Origin of the sequence: Massilia sp. TSP1-1-2, from assembly GCF_049896185.1 — a bacterium.
Lineage (GTDB): Bacteria > Pseudomonadota > Gammaproteobacteria > Burkholderiales > Burkholderiaceae_D > Telluria_A.
This window is the reverse complement of the sequence record NZ_JAFCTU010000042.1, coordinates 29,455-46,053: the sequence shown is the minus strand read 5'-3', so window position 1 is coordinate 46,053 and position 16,599 is coordinate 29,455. Positions and strand designations below refer to the sequence as shown.

General features: G+C 63.3%; 17 protein-coding genes. 11 read left to right on the top strand and 6 right to left on the bottom strand.

Going from position 1 to position 16,599, the window contains the following annotated elements:
- Window positions 1–190: 190 nt before the first annotated feature.
- The 3 genes from ACP7BV_RS24215 to ACP7BV_RS24205 all read left to right on the top strand — a co-directional run bounded on the left by ACP7BV_RS24215 (window position 191) and on the right by ACP7BV_RS24205 (window position 1,932).
- Window positions 191–598 (top strand): SGNH/GDSL hydrolase family protein, encoded by a 408-nt coding sequence (locus ACP7BV_RS24215; protein ID WP_426107429.1) that lies wholly within the window; start codon window positions 191–193, stop codon window positions 596–598.
- A 10-nt stretch (window positions 599–608) separates the two neighbouring features.
- Window positions 609–1,061, top strand: a complete 453-nt coding sequence (locus ACP7BV_RS24210) for an acyl-CoA thioesterase (RefSeq protein ID WP_426107427.1) — start codon at window positions 609–611, stop codon at window positions 1,059–1,061.
- Window positions 1,062–1,248: 187 nt separating this feature from the next.
- Window positions 1,249–1,932 carry a prolyl oligopeptidase family serine peptidase gene (locus tag ACP7BV_RS24205; protein ID WP_426107426.1) on the top strand — a complete coding sequence of 228 codons (684 nt, stop codon included), beginning with the start codon at window positions 1,249–1,251 and terminating at the stop codon, window positions 1,930–1,932.
- Window positions 1,933–2,112: 180 nt separating this feature from the next.
- Here the strand turns inward: ACP7BV_RS24205 and lpdA are convergent, their stop codons facing one another.
- From lpdA to ACP7BV_RS24185, 4 genes are read right to left on the bottom strand one after another with little or no spacing between them, the layout of a single operon-like run.
- Complete coding sequence (lpdA, locus tag ACP7BV_RS24200; protein ID WP_426107424.1) at window positions 2,113–3,510, bottom strand: dihydrolipoyl dehydrogenase; 1,398 nt, start codon at window positions 3,508–3,510, stop codon at window positions 2,113–2,115.
- A 3-nt stretch (window positions 3,511–3,513) separates the two neighbouring features.
- Window positions 3,514–4,827, bottom strand: a complete 1,314-nt coding sequence (locus ACP7BV_RS24195; RefSeq protein WP_426107423.1) for a dihydrolipoamide acetyltransferase family protein — start codon at window positions 4,825–4,827, stop codon at window positions 3,514–3,516.
- A 2-nt stretch (window positions 4,828–4,829) separates the two neighbouring features.
- Window positions 4,830–5,864 carry an alpha-ketoacid dehydrogenase subunit beta gene (locus tag ACP7BV_RS24190; RefSeq protein WP_426107421.1) on the bottom strand — a complete coding sequence of 345 codons (1,035 nt, stop codon included), beginning with the start codon at window positions 5,862–5,864 and terminating at the stop codon, window positions 4,830–4,832.
- Window positions 5,865–5,866: 2 nt separating this feature from the next.
- Window positions 5,867–7,099: a 3-methyl-2-oxobutanoate dehydrogenase (2-methylpropanoyl-transferring) subunit alpha gene (locus ACP7BV_RS24185; RefSeq protein WP_426107420.1), complete on the bottom strand. Its 1,233-nt coding sequence runs from the start codon at window positions 7,097–7,099 to the stop codon at window positions 5,867–5,869.
- Window positions 7,100–7,427: 328 nt separating this feature from the next.
- Here ACP7BV_RS24185 and ACP7BV_RS24180 point away from each other — a divergent pair, with 328 nt between their 5' ends.
- The 4 genes from ACP7BV_RS24180 to ACP7BV_RS24165 all read left to right on the top strand — a co-directional run bounded on the left by ACP7BV_RS24180 (window position 7,428) and on the right by ACP7BV_RS24165 (window position 10,324).
- Entirely contained in the window at window positions 7,428–8,456 is a 1,029-nt protein-coding gene (locus ACP7BV_RS24180) for an AI-2E family transporter (RefSeq protein ID WP_426107418.1), read from the top strand.
- Between the two features lie 78 nt (window positions 8,457–8,534).
- Window positions 8,535–8,864: a hypothetical protein gene (locus ACP7BV_RS24175; protein WP_426107417.1), complete on the top strand. Its 330-nt coding sequence runs from the start codon at window positions 8,535–8,537 to the stop codon at window positions 8,862–8,864.
- Between the two features lie 27 nt (window positions 8,865–8,891).
- A complete protein-coding gene (locus ACP7BV_RS24170; RefSeq protein WP_426107416.1) occupies window positions 8,892–9,386 on the top strand; it encodes a hypothetical protein in 495 nt (164 codons plus the stop codon).
- A 14-nt stretch (window positions 9,387–9,400) separates the two neighbouring features.
- Window positions 9,401–10,324 (top strand): hypothetical protein, encoded by a 924-nt coding sequence (locus ACP7BV_RS24165; protein ID WP_426107414.1) that lies wholly within the window; start codon window positions 9,401–9,403, stop codon window positions 10,322–10,324.
- 47 nt (window positions 10,325–10,371) lie between these two features.
- Here the strand turns inward: ACP7BV_RS24165 and ACP7BV_RS24160 are convergent, their stop codons facing one another.
- Window positions 10,372–11,391, bottom strand: coding sequence for a DUF4349 domain-containing protein (locus ACP7BV_RS24160; RefSeq protein ID WP_426107413.1), 1,020 nt, complete (start codon window positions 11,389–11,391; stop codon window positions 10,372–10,374).
- A 143-nt stretch (window positions 11,392–11,534) separates the two neighbouring features.
- Between ACP7BV_RS24160 and ACP7BV_RS24155 the strand changes: the two genes are divergently transcribed.
- Window positions 11,535–11,942, top strand: a complete 408-nt coding sequence (locus ACP7BV_RS24155) for a GFA family protein (protein WP_426107412.1) — start codon at window positions 11,535–11,537, stop codon at window positions 11,940–11,942.
- 88 nt (window positions 11,943–12,030) lie between these two features.
- On the opposite strand, the gene ACP7BV_RS24150 is transcribed toward ACP7BV_RS24155, so the two are convergent.
- Window positions 12,031–13,677: a DUF4394 domain-containing protein gene (locus ACP7BV_RS24150; RefSeq protein WP_426107411.1), complete on the bottom strand. Its 1,647-nt coding sequence runs from the start codon at window positions 13,675–13,677 to the stop codon at window positions 12,031–12,033.
- 121 nt (window positions 13,678–13,798) lie between these two features.
- Between ACP7BV_RS24150 and ACP7BV_RS24145 the strand changes: the two genes are divergently transcribed.
- From ACP7BV_RS24145 to ACP7BV_RS24135, 3 genes are all read left to right on the top strand, one after another.
- On the top strand, window positions 13,799–14,161 hold the full coding sequence (locus tag ACP7BV_RS24145; protein ID WP_426107433.1) for a translation initiation factor Sui1: 363 nt from the start codon (window positions 13,799–13,801) through the stop codon (window positions 14,159–14,161).
- Between the two features lie 88 nt (window positions 14,162–14,249).
- Complete coding sequence (locus ACP7BV_RS24140) at window positions 14,250–14,642, top strand: diacylglycerol kinase family protein (RefSeq protein WP_426107410.1); 393 nt, start codon at window positions 14,250–14,252, stop codon at window positions 14,640–14,642.
- 24 nt (window positions 14,643–14,666) lie between these two features.
- Entirely contained in the window at window positions 14,667–16,499 is a 1,833-nt protein-coding gene (locus ACP7BV_RS24135) for a M2 family metallopeptidase (RefSeq protein ID WP_426107408.1), read from the top strand.
- The last annotated feature ends 100 nt before the right edge of the window (window positions 16,500–16,599 follow it).

Below are 16,599 nucleotides of genomic sequence, written 5' to 3'. Positions count from 1 at the left end.
CAGAAGCGCCAACGGAGGACACATCATCGACGGTAGAAAACGCGGGGCAGCGCCGGGCAGCTGCATGTGAAATAAGCGCAGCCTAAACTAAATACATTCTTGTCTTGACTCGTGGGTCCACTTTAAACTGCAGCATCTGCCGCCGGACGCTTCGCACCTGCTGCTGAGTGTAGGAGGCAATAATGCACTGATGTGCTTGCCACTTCTGGACACGCCCGTCACTTCCACGGCAGAGACACTGATCTTGCTGGCCAACATTGCGCGCGACTTTGAACTGGCATACCGCAAGGTGCTGCAGGCATGCCTTGCCCTCGCGCTGCCGCTGGTCGTCTGCACTATTTACAACGGCAATTTTCCCGACACGCACTACCAGCAGCGCGCCACGGTAGCATTGACGGTGTTTAACGACGTCATCTTGCGTGTTGCCGTCGAACACGGCCTGAAGGTCATCGACCTGCGCCTGGTCTGTACGTCTTCCGACGACTACGCCAATCCGATCGAGCCGTCCGTCACTGGCGGTGGCAAAATCGCCGGCGCCATTGTGCAGGCTATCACGGAGCCGAACCATGCTGCGCGTGGCGCCAATGTCGTTTCGTAAAGGGGCAAACTTGAACTGGGACTATCCGGATCCCTTCATTCATGCGCTGGCGCCGCGCGCGGAGGATATTGACGGGCTCAATCACGCCAACAACGCGGTGTACGTGCGCTGGTGCGAGCAAACCGGCTGGGCGCACTCCGAAGCACTGGGCCTGGGTATTGCCGACTATCGACGCCTGGACCGCGCCATGGCAATCCGGCGCGGCCTCTACGACTATCTGCTGCCCACCGTCGAAGGCGAACAGCTTACGCTGGCCACCTGGCTGATGGGTGGCGATGGCAAGCTGACGATGGAGCGCAGGTTCCAGCTGGTCAGAAACAGCGACCAGGCAACCGTGCTTCGCGGCCACTGGGACCTGGTCTGCATTGAAATGAGCAGCGGGCGCGCGCGCCGCATGCCGTCCGAATTTATCGCCGCTTACGTGACTGCTAAAAATGCGCTGACGTCATGCGAAGTTATATAGCCAGCAAAAAAATTGGCCACAGCGTTTAGTTGGGCAGCTAGCCGGGGCGGGCGCTGATAGTGGCGCGTGCCTGTGGAGCTGGACTGGTGGCATCCTGACCCAGGCGTTTTTTCATGGGCAAAGCGGGCGGTGCTGGTAGTATGCTGCATCGCAATCATTCCTAATGAACATGGACAGACGAACTGTAATGGCCGCACTCGCGCTCGCGATGGCACTTCCCGCCATGGCGAAAAGCCGCGCCACCAAACTGGTGTCCACCGTGACGTCGACACTTCCCTATCTGCGCTTTCTGCCTAAAGGGTACTCGGCCAAAGGGCCGGGCGTGCCGCTGATCCTGTTCTTGCACGGTTCGGGGGAACGCGGCACGGACCTGGAAAAGGTCAAGGCGTGGGGGCCGCCGGCAATTGCCGAGAAGGATGAAGACTTTCCGTTTATCGTTTTATCTCCCCAACTGGCCGAAGGCGAAGCCTGGCACGCGCTTGCGTTAAAGGGCTTGCTTGACCAGGTGCTCAGGAAGTACAACGTCGACCGCACGCGCGTGTATCTGACGGGCCTGAGCCTCGGTGGCTACGGAGCGTGGGACCTGGCCAGCCGTTACCCGGATTATTTTGCGGCGGTGGCGCCAATTTGCGGCGGCGGCATTGCGCGCGGGGTGGCAAGCATGCGCGCCATACCGACCTGGGTGTTTCACGGAAAAATGGATGATGCAGTGCCGGAAGAGGAATCGGCGCGCATGGTTGCCGCCTTGCAGGCTGCTGGAGGCGACGTGAGATACACCGTGTTGCCGGAAGGTGGTCACGTGGATGCATGGGTGCATGCCTACGGGAAGGCGGGGCTGTTCGAGTGGCTCTTGAAGCAGAGCCGAAAGTAGACTTACTTTGCGCCGTGAACGGGGTAGGGCGGAAAAACAAATGCGCATTCCGCCATGCCGGCGTCAACGGGGCGCATGCATGGCGCAATGCGCTGACGCTTTTGCGCCCTGCGAGCCTACTTCCACATCGCCCGCGCGAGGGCGATGTGGAAATTGCCAACTTGGCCGGTTCAAGCCACCTTAAATATGCAGCGCATGCCCCAGCGCGCGCAACGCCGCTTCCTGGATCGCTTCCCCCAAGGTCGGGTGCGCATGGATGGTGCTGCCGATGTCCTCCAGCCGCGCGCCCATTTCCAGCGACTGCGAAAACGCGGCCGACAGTTCCGATACGCTCTTGCCCACAGCCTGCCAGCCGACAATCAAGTGATTGTCGCGCCGCGCCACCACGCGCACGAAACCATCTTTCGATTCGAGCGTCATGGAGCGGCCATTGGCCGAAAACGGAAACAGCGCATCGATGCAGTCCATGCCCGCCGCCTTGGCTTCCTGCGGCGTCAAGCCCACCACCACCAGCTCCGGATCGGTAAAGCACACCGCGGGAATCGCCGCCGGCATGAAGTGCCGCTTCTTGCCGGCGATGATCTCGGCTACCATCTCGCCTTGCGCCATGGCGCGGTGGGCCAGCATTGGCTCGCCCGTGACGTCGCCGATGGCCCACACGTCGCGCATCGAGGTGCGGCACTGGTCGTCCACCTTGATGAACTGGCCCGCCATGTCAAGCATCAAGCCTTCCAGGCCAAAGCCTTGCGTGCGCGGACGGCGCCCGACGGCCACCAGCACCTGGTCGGCCGCTAGTTCAAACTCGTCGCCATTGGCGCCGCGCACTCGCACGGCATCTTGGCCGGCATTCATGCCCAGCACCGAGCAGCCCAGGTGCAGCTCAACGCCCAGGCCCTTGAGCGAGGTCGCCACGGCCTTGGTCAGGTCGACGTCGTAGGCCGGCAGCACGCTGTCCTTCGCTTCAACCACGGACACGTGCGCACCCAGCTTGCGGTAGGCGATGCCGAGTTCCAGGCCGATGTAGCCGGCGCCAACGACCACCATTCGCTGTGGCGCAACGGTCGGCGAAAGCGCTTCGGTGGCGCTGATCACGCGACCACCAAACGGCATGAAAGGCAGCTCGGTCGTGTACGAACCGGTTGCCAGCAGCAGGTGCTGGCAGCCGATGCGCTGCACCGATTCACCGTCGCCCGTGATCTCGACCGTCTTGCCGTCGATGATGCGGGCGTGGCCCTTGATCACTTGCACGCCGCTTTTCTTGAGCAGGGATGCGACGCCGCCGGTCATGCGGGTAACGATGCCGTCTTTCCAGCGCGTGGTCTGCGCCAGATCGATGCTGGCCGACGGCACCGAGATGCCCAGCGCCGAGCCGTCCGCAAAATGCGTGGTCTTTTCAAATTCGTCTGCCGCGTGGATCAGCGCCTTGGACGGGATGCAGCCGACGTTCAGGCAGGTACCGCCAAGATTGCCGCTCTCGACCAGCGTGGTGGCGATGCCCAGTTGGCCGGCGCGGATGGCAGCGACATAGCCGCCAGGTCCGCCGCCGATAACGAGCAGGGTAGTTGTGTGTGCGTTCATGGATTACTCGACAAAAAGCATGGCTGGGCATTCCAGGAGCACGCGGATAGCCTGGATGAATTCGGCGGCGTGGATGCCGTCGACGACGCGATGGTCGAACGACGACGACAGGTTCATCATCTTGCGCGCGACCATGGCGCCACTGCGGATCATGGGCCGCTCGACGATCTTGTTTACGCCAATGATGGCCACTTCCGGGTGGTTGATGACCGGCGTGGTGACGATGCCGCCCAACGGCCCCAGGCTCGATATGGTGATGGTGGAGCCGGACAGCTCCTCGCGCGTGGCCTTGCCGTCGCGGGCAGCTGCGGCCAGGCGCGCCACTTCAGATGCGCTCGACCACATGTCGCGCGCTTCGGCGTGGCGCATGACGGTGACCATCAGGCCGGCGTCGGTCTGGGTGGCCACACCCATGTGCACGGCGCCGAACTGGGTGACGACGCCAGCGTCGTCGTCAAAGCGGGCGTTCATCTGCGGGAACTGGCGCAGCGCCAGCACCACGGCGCGCATTAACAGCGGCAGCACAGTCAGCTTGCCGCGCTCCTTGCCCCATTGCTCGTTCAGGCGCGCGCGCAGCGCTTCGAGTTCGGTGACGTCGATCTCTTCCACGTACGAAAAGTGCGGAATGCGGCGTTTGGAGTCGGCCATTTTCTGGGCGATCTTGCGGCGCAGGCCAATCAGCGGCACGTTTTGCTCGTCGTTGCGTTCTGCGTAGCGCGCACTGCGCTCGCCGTCCGATGCTGCGCCACGCGCGGCAAAGGCATCGAGGTCTTCCTGCATGATGCGTCCGGCCGGGCCGCTGCCCGCCACGAACTGCAGTTCGATGCCCAGGTCCCACGCGCGGCGGCGCACCGCCGGCGAAGCGATCGGCTTTTCGCCGGCGTCGCGCGCCGGGCCGCTGCGCGCAGCCACCGTTGCCTTGGCTGGCGCTGCTGGGGTGACAGCCGATGGCACGGCCACCGGCGCCGGTGAAGCTGCAACCGTGGTCGGCGCCGGCATGCTCGGCGTGACCATCACGGGCGCGGTAGCCACCGCAGGCACTGTTGCTGGCGCGCCAGCCTTGAGGTTGCCCGCGCCTTCCACTTCAATGTGAATCAGGTCCGAATGGACCGCCATTACCTGGCCGGCCACGCCGCCCAGCGACAGCACCTTGCCGTGCACCGGCGACGGAATTTCAATGGTCGCCTTTTCGGTCATGACGTCGGCCAGGATCATGTCCTCGGTCACGTTGTCGCCCACCTTTACGTACCACATGACCAATTCGACTTCTGCAATACCTTCACCGATGTCTGGCATCTTGATGACATGAACACCCATTTTTATGCCTCCACCGTACGTTTGAATGCCGCAGCGACGCGGTCCGGGCCTGGGAAATAGGCCCATTCCTGCGCGTGCGGATAAGGAGTGTCCCAGCCGGTCACGCGCTCGATGGGCGCTTCCAGGTGGTAGAAGCAGTGTTCCTGCACCAGCGAGACCAGTTCGGCGCCAAAGCCGCAGGTACGGGTCGCCTCGTGCACCACCACGCAGCGGCCGGTCTTCTTGACCGACTTGACGATGGTTTCCAGGTCCAGCGGCCAGATGCTGCGCAGGTCGATAATTTCGGCGTCGATGCCGCTTTCGCTCGCCGCCGCTTCGCACACCCAGACCATGGTGCCGTAGGCAAGCACCGTCAACTGTTCGCCTGGTCGGAATACGGTCGCCACGTCCAGCGGCACGGTGTAATAGCCTTCCGGGACTTCGCCCATCGGGTTTTGCGACCATGGCACCACAGGCTTGTCGTGGTGGCCGTCGAACGGGCCGTTGTACAGCCGCTTGGGTTCCAGGAAGATGACCGGATCGTCGCATTCAATGGCCGAAATGAGCAGGCCCTTGGCGTCGTACGGGTTCGATGGCATCACCGTGCGCAGGCCGCACACGTGGCCGAACACCGCTTCCGGGCTCTGGCTGTGGGTCTGGCCGCCGTAGATGCCGCCGCCGCAGGGCGTGCGGATCGTGAGCGGCGCGGTAAAGTCGCCGGCCGAACGGTAGCGCAGGCGCGCCGCTTCCGACACGATCTGGTCGTAGGCCGGGTAGATATAGTCGGCGAACTGGATCTCGATGCACGGGCGCAGGCCGTAGGCGGCCATGCCGATGCCCACGCCCACGATGCCGCCTTCGGAAATTGGCGTGTCGAACACGCGCGACTTGCCGTACTTTTTCTGCAGGCCTTCGGTGCAGCGGAATACGCCGCCGAAGTAGCCCACGTCCTGCCCGAAGACGACGACGTCGTCGTTTTGTTCGAGCATCACATCCATGGCCGAGCGCAGCGCCTGGATCATGGTCATTGGTGTTGTCTTGCCTTGGTCAGTTGCCATTGTCAGATTCCCAGCTGTTGGCGCTGCGTGCGCAGGTGTTCAGGCATGTCCTTGTAGATCCCTTCGAACATTTCGGCCGGGCTGAAAACGCTGCCGCTGGCCATGCTGCCGAACTTTTCCGCTTCCTTTTGCGCGGCCAATACTTCGGCTTCAAGCGCTTTCTGGGTCTCTTCGTGCTCCTGTTCCGACCAGGCGCCGGCGCCGATCAGGTACTGCTTCAGGCGCGCGATCGGGTCGCCCAGCGGGAAGTGCGCGGGGTCGTCGTTGGGACGGTACTTGGATGGGTCGTCCGAGGTGGAGTGCGGGCCGGCGCGGTAGGTCACCCATTCGATCAGAGTTGGCCCCAGGTTGCGGCGGGCGCGCTGGGCGGCCCAGCACGAAGCGGAATACACGGCCAAAAAGTCGTTGCCGTCCACCCGCAGCGAAGCGATGCCGCAGCCCACGCCGCGCGCGGCGAATGTGGTGTCTTCGCCACCGGCGATTGCCTGGAAGGTCGAAATGGCCCACTGGTTGTTGACCACGTTCAGGATCACCGGCGCCCGGTACACGTGGGCGAAGGTGAGGGCGGTGTCGAAGTCCGCTTCGGCGGTGGCGCCGTCGCCGATCCAGGCCGAGGCGATTTTGGTGTCGCCCTTGATGGCCGACGCCATGGCCCAGCCGACCGCCTGGATGTACTGCGTGGCCAGGTTGCCGGAGATGGAAAAAAAGCCCGCTTTTTTGACCGAATACATGACCGGCAGCTGGCGGCCCTTGAGCGGGTCGCCTTCGTTCGACATCAGCTGGCAGATCATGTCGACCATCGGATAGTCGCGCACCATCAGGATGCTTTGCTGGCGGTAGGTGGGAAAGCACATGTCGTCCAGGCGCAGCGCGAGCGCCTGGGCCGCGCCGATGGCTTCTTCGCCAAGGCTCTGCATATAGAACGACATTTTTTTCTGGCGCTGGGCCAGCAGCATGCGGGCGTCGAAAATGCGGGTCTTCATCATGGCGCGCAAACCGGTGCGCACCACTTCAATGTCGATTTCGGGCACCCAGGGGCCGACGGCCTGGCCTTGTTCGTCGAGTACGCGCACCAGCGAATAGGCCATGTCGCGCGTATCCATTGGCAGCACATCGACTTCGGGCCTGCGCACGCTGCCCGCCGGGGACAGGCGCAGATAAGAAAAATCGGTGGCGCATCCTGGACGGCCGGTGGGTTCCGGTACGTGCAGGCGTAGTGGTTCGTCCTTGCTCATTCGCTTCCTTCTTGCGCGTGGGTGACGCGTCTGTGACGGTGGCTAAGATGGCGCACGGCGGGTAGCCGCTGCCAAACTGATATTGCATGAGGTTGTTTTTCAGGCAGCGCAGCGTACCATATTTATGGTCGCTGGGAAATCGCTACACGCCTTCCCGTGGTCCCCCGGGAACACTGGAAAGTCGTACGATAAAAGCGTATCCTTCTGTTTTCTGGAAGTAACGCTCCAGAAATAGCATGTTTTTCCTTTGTATCTTAGTCGTTACACTTCGGTTCAGCCAGTCCACAGTTCGCCTGGACGAACCCGTTTCACATCCGGAGTACACCCTATGGCAAGCCGCCCGACCCTCGCCGTCGAGACACTCGATGCCAGCAGCATCGCGTCCTATATTTTCGCTGTATTGTTCTTGCTCATGGTACTGCTCGATGGCTTGCTGGGTGCCTTGTTCGCCGGCTTGCTGATGTTTAGCCTGATCCGGCTGATGGCGCCGTTTTTGGGCCGCAAGATCAGCGACGTGCGGGCGCGCATGATCGTCGCGGCCGCGATCGGCCTGATCCTGATCACGGGCATCTCGATGGCGGTGTGGGGGCTGACGGTGCTGCTCAAGACCGACGCCACCAGCATGAGCCACCTGTTCCAGAAAATGGCCGACATCATCGACGCCTCGCGCGGCCAGATGCCGGTGTGGTTGAGCGCGCACATGCCGGTCGACGCCGATTCGGTGCGCAACATGATCACCAGCTGGCTGCGCGAGCACGCATCCGACGCCCAGGCGATGGGCGCGGCGGCGGGCAAGACGCTCACCCGCATCCTGATCGGCATGATCATCGGCGTCATGGTGTCGCTGCATGACACGCTCACGCCGCAATATCACCGCCCGTTTGCCGCCGCGCTGCTGGAGCGGGTGCAGATTCTGGCCGACGCGTTTCGCAACATCGTCTTTGCCCAGGTGTGGATTTCCGGGATCAACACCATCCTGAGCGGGGTTTTCATCCTGGTGGTGCTGCCGATGGCGGACGTGTCGCTGCCGTTTTCCAAGTCGCTCATTGCGCTCACCTTCGTGGCCGGGCTGTTGCCGGTGGTGGGCAACCTGGTATCGAACACGGTGCTGGTGGTGGTGGCGCTGTCGCATTCGCTCGAGACGGCGCTTGCCTGCCTGGCGTTCATGGTCGTGCTGCACAAGCTGGAGTACTTTTTGAACGCGCGCATTATCGGCTCCAAGATCAATGCCAGGTCGTGGGAGCTGCTCATTGCGATGCTGGTGGGCGAGTCGCTGTTCGGGATGACGGGGGTGATTGCGGCGCCCGTGTTTTATGCGTATGCGAAAAAGGAGCTGACGGCGCGCGGCCTGATTTGAGGTAAGGGCATGGGATGCCCTATCGGAATTCTTGCCGTCAATACATAATGCGGGACGCAAACATCGTAGGCAGTCCCAATGAATTTTGTGCAAGAGCTGGTAACAGCATTACATGTCACCGTGATCGTGGCGCAGCAACGCCGGTTTTGGGTGGCACGCGCGCGCTCATTGTTCAGCTGGCCCGTGCTGGCCGCGCTGGCGGTTCCGGCGTCCCTGATGACCATCGCGCTCACCGCGATGGTGCCGTGGCAAGGCGCCAGAGCCGTCGTCGCGGTCTTCGCCATGGTGCTGTGCGCGGCAATCATGTTGCGCGCCTGGTGCCCGCTGCTTGCACGCTTTGCGATGGGCGTTCTGGGCATCAGGCTCCCGGAGCTGCCGCTGCCTTCGCTCCGGCGCTTTTCCGCCTAGTGCGCGCTGACGGCGCTTGTCCTCGCCGTGATCAATAAAGTACCAGTGTTGCTGCCGGATTGGACCCTGTGGATTGTGGTTCCGCTCGCGGCACTGGTCTTCAGCGCGTTCCTGGTGGGCTGCATGTTGTGCGTGCATGCCGACCCCGGCCGCTACAGGAAAGTGCTGAGGATAACCGTTGTTCGGCGGACCCTGGTCTGGATTCCGGTGAGCCTGGTGCCGTTTTTCTTGTTCGCCTTCGGCCTCCGGCTGCTAAGGTCGCAGGCTTGGTGGGATGGCGTCGCCAGGTCAGGGGCGGGCGGCTTGATCAGTTCTGCGCTGGGCTGGACGTTGTTGCTGGCGCTAACGATCCTCATCCTGGTGCTGTGGGCCGCCTTGTCGCTCCAAACACTGCGCTCGCTGCAGAGCGGCCAGGCTGGAAATGCGCCGTTACCCCGCCTGCCTGTGGCGCCTGCAACGCACGCGCAGCGCGGCCGGCGCAAGGCCATTACAGCGCCTGCAAGGGCGACCTCGCGTTCCTGAAAAAGCTGACAGGCATGGATTTGCGGCCAACGTCGGAAACCCTGAGCATGGCCTTGAACTGCGCGGTAGCACGCTCTGACGCTGCGACGGCGACGTACTTGCTCGATAACGGCGCGAGCACGTTTCCCGCTTTTGGCTTCGCCGTCGTAGCCCGGAATATGGCGATGGTGCGGCTGCTTGCGGCGCGCGGCGCGGCGGCCGACCGCTACGAGGGCTACAGCAAGGAGCTCGGCATTGCGGCAACGCATCGCGATTTGCCGTTGATGAAAATCCTGATCGACGGCGGCGCCGTGCAGGACGGATATTCCGATGCCGGACAGGTTGCCATCTACGAATACCTGACGGCCGCGGCGCCTGCCGACGATAGTGTTGCTGCCTGGGAAAAGGTGGTGTCCGATGGGGTCGCGTCCGGGCTGCAACTCAAGAGCCGGTACAAGAAAGCCGATGGCGTGCTGCATTTCGCCGCCAGCAAGGGGTATCTCGGACTGATCGAAGTCTTGCTCGCGCATGGAATGGACCCGCATGCGCCTGGCAAAGACGGTGTGCTGCCCTACATGACGCTGGCGAACTGGTATCCGGGCGGCGCCGAGCCGGGCCCTGCATTCGAGCGTGCATTGCTGGCCTTGTCCAGCGGCGTTGACATCAATGCGCCGGTGACCATGAGCACCCGCAACGCCTCCGGCAAGACGATCCGGCAGCAGGAGAACTGGACAATTGCGCGCCCTGCGGCAATGCATCGGCGCGTGTGGGCGGTGTTTGGCGAGCGGATCGATTACGCCACCGTCGGGCTGTGGCCATTGATCACGCGCGCAGAAGTTTCGGCGCTGCTGGCAGACCTGAGCGACGCCCAGCTGGCCGCCGCACCACCGCTTGCCCCCCATTTACGCGCGCATGGCTGGGAAGACCTGGCGCAGCAGGCAGAGCGGCGCCAGCGTTGACTGTTTGCTTCGGGCTTGCTGCGGCTCGTGCGCGAGGCGGGCGCGGCTCAGGCGGCCCGTTTCAAGCGGCGCGATCTTCGCACGCGCATCACCGCGACTGTCGCAAACGCGCCAATCAGCAGCACCGGCCAGATCCCCACCAGCACCAGTACGAAACTGAGCAAGCCTTCCCAGCCCCCTTTCAATTTTTCACCCAGCTGGCTAAAAAAGCCCGGCCCCGCCTTGCGAAATGCCGCATCGATGTCCGCGCGCTCGCTCTGCACAAGCTTGGACTGCTGGTACATCGACAGCTCGATGGTGCTGAACGCCACCTGGTCTTCGAACTCCTTCTTCTCGAGCAGGGCGGCGTCGCGCGCGCCCTTGACTTCACCGCGCGCGGTGATCGCGTCCGCCTTCTGCCCCAGCTTGCCGCCATCCTGGATGGCTTGCCCCAGTTCTCCCTGCGTTTCCTGGTTGCGAATCGCGTCGAGCTGGCGGCGCAGCAGGTCGAACTGGGCGTCGTGCGCGCTGAAGCTGCGCTGGTCGAGGAATACGATGTGCCCCACGATCGCGCGCAGAAATTCCTGCGTCCTGGCGCTCGGCACGCGCACCACCAACTGCCCCTGCACCTTGTATTCGTTCAGTTCAAGCAGCTTGCCGTCGCCGATCGGGCGGCTCTCTTTTCTGATGCTTTCCGTGGTGATGTGATTCAGCACCACAAAGCCGCCATGCGCGGCGACGGTGTCCTCGATCCCCAGCGCGGCGACGTACACGTCCTTGACGTTAAATTGCGCGCTCGCCTTGCGAATGAACTTGCGCTCGCCATCGACGTACGTGGCCGCGCTCGAACCCATTTGCTGGGTCTGGCTCGCCGTGGTCACCTCTTTGTCGGCGCCGGCGCCGGCGTCGGCGGCGGCGGCCCTGGCCGACGGCTTGGCTACCGGCGCCGGTGCTGTCCTGGTGGCGGAAATTTCCTCTGCCAGCCGCGCAGTCGCCGCGCCCGGCTCCTCCTTCTTGGCGCACGCCCCGATGGCGACGATCAGCGTGAGGCAGCCGGCAGTGCGGGCCAGCGTTTTCAGGTCCATCATATTATTCCTTGGTAAGTGGGGCGAATGTTGTGCCGGTATTCATTAAACGGGACGCGCACGCCAGCGGGGTTAAACCATACAATATAAAATCAGCAACATCCAGACAATGTTGAAATTTACCAATCATTTTAAGGAGCCATGGCATGATCAAGCAGGTCGGTCCCACCACGATCCATGAGAAGCACCTCGCGTCGTGCCATTGCGGGGCAGTCGTGCTCCGGTTGCACCTGCCCGACGGCGTCGTCAATCCACGCCGCTGCGACTGTTCGATCTGCCGCAGGAAGGGCGCCATCGTGGCATCGGTGCCCCTGTCGGCAATCGAGATCGTGCAGGGCCACGACCAGCTCACGCTGTATGAATTCAATACCAACACCGCCAAGCACTACTTTTGCTCCGTGTGCGGCATCTATACCCACCACCAACGCCGCTCCAACCCGGACGAGTACGGCTACAACGTCGGTTGCCTGGAAGGCGTCAACCCTTTCGATATCAAGGGTGTCCCCACCAATGACGGTGTGAATCATCCTGCCGATCAGGCAAGGCGGACCTGATGGGCATGAGGGAATGTCACAAGCAGGTTTAGCAGAAAAAGTAAACGCCAAAAGCCCCGCGAACGGGGCTTTTTTTGCGCCGGCAGGCTTACTTGAGCGAGACGGCGATGTCGAGCACGTTCATGGTGCCGGCGCCGATGACCGACAGCGCGGCATTGGCCGCGCCGTTGACCGGCAGCGCCGCGCCGCTGGCGAGGTCCACGCGGTACAGGCGGCTCGGGCCGGCCCCGGCGGTGCGCAGCGATGCCAGCACCAGGCCGTTGGCGCCACCGGCGATATCCATGCCGCCGTCGCCGGCCAGGTCCAGGCCGAGCGCGCCGATATTGGTCAGCGTGCCGTCGTTGGGCGGGTTTTGCAGCGCCAGGCTGTCGCTGTCGCTGTCGAGCACCATCAGCATGGTGGCGCCGGTCCCGGCAAAGCTGTTGGTGTAGGCGCCGGCCGTCACCACGGGCGTGGCGCCGCTACGGTTGATGCTGCCGTCGGTGGTGGCAGCGCCCGTGTCGACGTTGATGCGCAGACTCTGGCCGGCATTGCTGATCACGCGCAGGCGGTCGGCCACGGGATTGAAGTCGACGGCAAAGTCCGACCCCGCCAGCATGGCATACGGCAGCGTCAGGTCGGCCGCGTCGGCGGCCAGCGCCACCTTGAAGCTGGCCACGCCCGTGACCGGGTCGATGGTGTGGATGCGCCCGGTGGACGAGATGGCGTACATCAAGCCATCTTTTGGACGGATGTCGATGCCCAGCAGTTTTTCGCCGCTTGCCAGACCGGTGATGGCGACATCGGTGTCCAGCGTCGATGGCGTGAGCGGCTTGAAGCCGATCAGGCGCGCGCCGTCGGTCAGGCCGTAGACCACGGGCGATTTGAGCGTGCGCAGGGCAAAGCCCTTGATGTCCTCGGTCACGCCGAGCGCGCTGACCAGCGTGGCCGCGGCGGCGCTGGCAGCCAGATTGACCGCGTACAAATTGCGCGCGCCGCCCACCGTCATGACGGCGTAGCCCTGGTTGTTGCGCGCGTCGATATCAAAGCCGCCGATAATCGAGGCGCTCACGCCCAGCGACACCGGCGTGGTGAGGGTGCCGTTGTTCGGCGGGTTTTGCGTGTACAGCGTGCCATTGCGCGCGTCAATGACGAACAGCGTGGTGTTGGCCGTGCCGGCAAAGGCGTTGGTGTAGGCTGCGGCATTGATGGCCGTGCCGGCAGCGCCGCCGTTGATGGCGCCGTCGGTGGTGGTGGCGCCGGTGTCGACGTTGATGCGCAGGCTTTGGCCCAAGCTGCCGATCACGCGCAGGCGGTCCGCGGCAGGATTGAAGTCGACGCCAAATTCGGTGCCCTCCAGGCTGGCGAAGGGCGCGCTGGTGTCGGCCGCGTCGGCTGCCATGGTCGACTTGACCGTGGCCGCGCCGGTGGCCGGGTTGAGCGTGTAGATGCGGCCCGTGCTGCCCACGCCGTACAGGTTGCCGTCAGCGGGGCGGAAATCGATGCCGAGCAAGACTTCACCGGCTTGCAGGCCAGTGATGGCAACATTGGTGCGCAGCGTGGCGGGCGCGTCGAGATTGAACGAGGCCAGCTTGCCCGACGCGCTCAAGACCACGGCGTCGCCGACGTCGAGCACTGGCGGGGCAGGGGGCACCGGCGTGGCGGGTGCCTGGTAGTCGTCGCTGCCGCCACAGGCGGACAAAGTCAGCGTAATGGCTGCAGCGAGCAACAATTTTGGTAAAGGGGGAGTGTGCATTTTTCAGGCCTCTTGGTTGTCGATGTAAAGATCCCCTTTGCCGGGAGCGCTACCGTTCATACGCAGCAAAGCGCACATTGGATGCGATAAAAATGACTTTTTTGAATAAACTACGGCCATGATGAAAAACAGTTCAAGCGGTACGCTGGTGTATTCCACGGAAGTGGGGCGGATATGCCCGATCTGCGCCAAAGGCGTCTCCGAATGCGCTTGCGGCGCCAACAGCAAAGGCGCCATCGCCGGCGACGGGGTGGTGCGCGTGTCGCGCCAGACCAAGGGGCGGGGCGGCAAGGCGGTAACCCGGGTCTTGGGGCTCGCGCTCGATGCCGCCGCGCTGGCAGCGCTGGGCAAACAATTGCGCACTGCCTGCGGCGCCGGCGGTACCGTCAAGGATGGGGCCATCGAAGTGCAGGGCGACCATTGCGAAGCGGTCATGGCCGCGCTCAAGAAGCACGGCTACAACCCGCGGCAGTCCGGCGGCTGACAGTGCGAATTGCTTTCCGGCACATTCAGTCGGCGATCACGTAAAATGGTTTTTTAGATTGTTTTTCCGTGAACAAAGGCTTGCTGCCATGAACGACGTAAAAAGTGCCGTGACGCCCCAGCGCCTGACGCTGGCGGCGCGCCTGAAAAGCTTCGGCTATGCGCTGCAGGGTATCGCCTTCATGCTCAAGACGCAGCACAACGCCTGGCTGCACGGCGTGGCCACCATCGGCGTGATCGCGCTGGCGCTGTATTGCGGCGTGAGCGCGAGCGACTGGCGCTGGCTGATCGTGGCCATGGGCATGGTGTGGGTTGGCGAAACCATCAATACGGCCGTCGAATACGTGTGCGACGTGGTCTCGCCTGATTATAATCACGCCGTCAAACACGCCAAGGACATTGCCGCCGGCGGCGTACTGATTGCCGCCATCGCCGCGCTGGTCATCGGCATCCTGACCTTTTTGCCGTATTTTTCACGCTAAAACCACCCGCCGGAGAGACGCCACATGAAGCGCCTGACAACACACATCACCACCGTGGCGGCCTTGCTCGCCAGCCTGGCCGGCGCCGGCGCGGCGCATGGCGCCATCGCGGCCAAGCGCATGGCGCCGCCAACCGTTGCCGAAGCTGAGAAATTCGTGGCCGAGGCCGAAGCCTTGCTCACCAAGCTCGATCTCGACAGCGCGCGCAACGGCTGGGTGTACAACACCTTCATTACCGACGACACCGAGGCGTCGGTGGCCCAGGCCGACGAGCAGCGCCTGTCGGCCGCCGGCGAACTGGCCTTGAAAGCGCGCCGCTTCAATGCGCTCAAGCTGCCGCAGGCAACCGCGCGCAAGCTCAAGCTGCTGCAGTTGTCGCTAATGCTGTCGGACGCCGGCGAGCGCGCCAGCTACACGCGCCTGGCCGCCGGCATGAGCGGCGCCTACGGCAAAGGTAAATACTGTCCCAAGCTGGCCGACGGATCGACGCTCCCGTGCATGGCGCTGGGCGAACTGGAAAAAGTGCTGGCCGAAAACCGCGACCCGGCGCGCCTGAAGGAAGTCTGGCTCGGCTGGCATGCGGTGTCGCCAGCCTACAAGCAGCACTACGCCGACTACGTGGCGCTGTCGAACAAGGGCGCGCGCGAGATGGGTTTTGCCGACACGGGCGCCTTGTGGCGCTCCGGCTACGATATGCCCCCTGAAGCTTTTGCCGCCGAGATGGAACGGCTGTGGCAACAGGTCAAGCCGCTGTATGTTGCGCTGCACACCTACACGCGCCACAAGTTGCGCCAGACCTATGGCCCGGCGGTGGTGCCGGCCGACGGCCCGGTGCCGGCCCATTTGTTTGGCAATATGTGGAGCCAGAGCTGGGACAATCTGTATCCGATCCTGAAACCGGCCAGCAACAAGGACGACGATGACCTGGGCCGCGCGCTGGTCGCCAACAAGACCGGCCCGGTCGAGATGACGCGCTACGCCGAGCGTTTTTACACGTCGCTGGGCATGGAAGCGCTGCCGCCCACGTTCTGGTCGCGCTCGCTGCTGACCAAGCCGCAGGACCGCGAAGTGGTGTGCCACGCGTCAGCCTGGGACATGGACGGCAAGGGCGACGTGCGCATCAAGATGTGCATTACCCCGACGGACGAGGATTTCAAGACCATCCACCATGAGCTTGGCCATACGTATTACCAGCTCGCTTACCGCAAGCAGTCCGAACTGTTCAGGAACGGCGCCAACGACGGCTTCCATGAAGCCATCGGCGACACCGTGGCGCTGTCGATCACGCCCGATTACCTGAAACAAATCGGTTTGCGTACTGACGCGCCGGCCGGCAGCGACGACGTGCCCTTGCTGCTCGAACGCGCGCTGGGCAAGGTGGCATTCCTGCCGTTCGCCTACCTGGTCGATAAATGGCGCTGGGACGTGTATTCGGGCAAGACCAAGCCGGCCGACTACGACACTGCGTGGTGGACGCTGCGCGAGCAATACCAGGGCGTGGCGCGCCCGGCGCCGCTGGCGGCCGGCGGCTTTGACGCGGGCGCCAAGTATCACGTGGCTGCCGATACGCCGTATGCGCGCTATTTCCTGGCCACCATGCTGCAGTTCCAGTTCCACCGCGCGCTGTGCCGCGAGGCCGGCTACGTGGGGCCGCTGAGCCGCTGCTCGGTGTACGGCAACAAAAAGGCGGGCGCCAAGCTGCAGGCCATGCTGGCCATGGGCGCCAGCAAACCGTGGCAGGAAGCGCTACAGGCGATCAGCGGCGAGGACAACATTGACGGCGGGGCGCTGATCGCGTATTTCGCACCATTGAAAGTGTGGCTGGATGAACAGAACAAGTTAATGTCCAGCAAATAATAGACCCGCTGCATGGCGGCAGGCGCATCACCCTTGATATAAATGCATGACTGTGTGGGGTAACCGACAGATCAGGTGTACATATGGGAGCGATACTGAT

Coding starts and splice junctions, on each gene's coding strand:
- ACP7BV_RS24135 (WP_426107408.1), top strand. CDS start 14,667: ATGAAGCGCCTGACAACACACATCACCACCGTGGCGGCCTTGCTCGCC.
- ACP7BV_RS24205 (WP_426107426.1), top strand. CDS start 1,249: ATGGCCGCACTCGCGCTCGCGATGGCACTTCCCGCCATGGCGAAAAGC.
- ACP7BV_RS24165 (WP_426107414.1), top strand. CDS start 9,401: ATGGATTTGCGGCCAACGTCGGAAACCCTGAGCATGGCCTTGAACTGC.
- ACP7BV_RS24145 (WP_426107433.1), top strand. CDS start 13,799: ATGAAAAACAGTTCAAGCGGTACGCTGGTGTATTCCACGGAAGTGGGG.
- ACP7BV_RS24185 (WP_426107420.1), bottom strand. CDS start 7,099: ATGAGCAAGGACGAACCACTACGCCTGCACGTACCGGAACCCACCGGC.
- ACP7BV_RS24150 (WP_426107411.1), bottom strand. CDS start 13,677: ATGCACACTCCCCCTTTACCAAAATTGTTGCTCGCTGCAGCCATTACG.
- ACP7BV_RS24175 (WP_426107417.1), top strand. CDS start 8,535: ATGAATTTTGTGCAAGAGCTGGTAACAGCATTACATGTCACCGTGATC.
- ACP7BV_RS24190 (WP_426107421.1), bottom strand. CDS start 5,864: ATGGCAACTGACCAAGGCAAGACAACACCAATGACCATGATCCAGGCG.
- ACP7BV_RS24160 (WP_426107413.1), bottom strand. CDS start 11,391: ATGATGGACCTGAAAACGCTGGCCCGCACTGCCGGCTGCCTCACGCTG.
- lpdA (WP_426107424.1), bottom strand. CDS start 3,510: ATGAACGCACACACAACTACCCTGCTCGTTATCGGCGGCGGACCTGGC.
- ACP7BV_RS24180 (WP_426107418.1), top strand. CDS start 7,428: ATGGCAAGCCGCCCGACCCTCGCCGTCGAGACACTCGATGCCAGCAGC.
- ACP7BV_RS24195 (WP_426107423.1), bottom strand. CDS start 4,827: ATGGGTGTTCATGTCATCAAGATGCCAGACATCGGTGAAGGTATTGCA.
- ACP7BV_RS24215 (WP_426107429.1), top strand. CDS start 191: ATGTGCTTGCCACTTCTGGACACGCCCGTCACTTCCACGGCAGAGACA.
- ACP7BV_RS24140 (WP_426107410.1), top strand. CDS start 14,250: ATGAACGACGTAAAAAGTGCCGTGACGCCCCAGCGCCTGACGCTGGCG.
- ACP7BV_RS24155 (WP_426107412.1), top strand. CDS start 11,535: ATGATCAAGCAGGTCGGTCCCACCACGATCCATGAGAAGCACCTCGCG.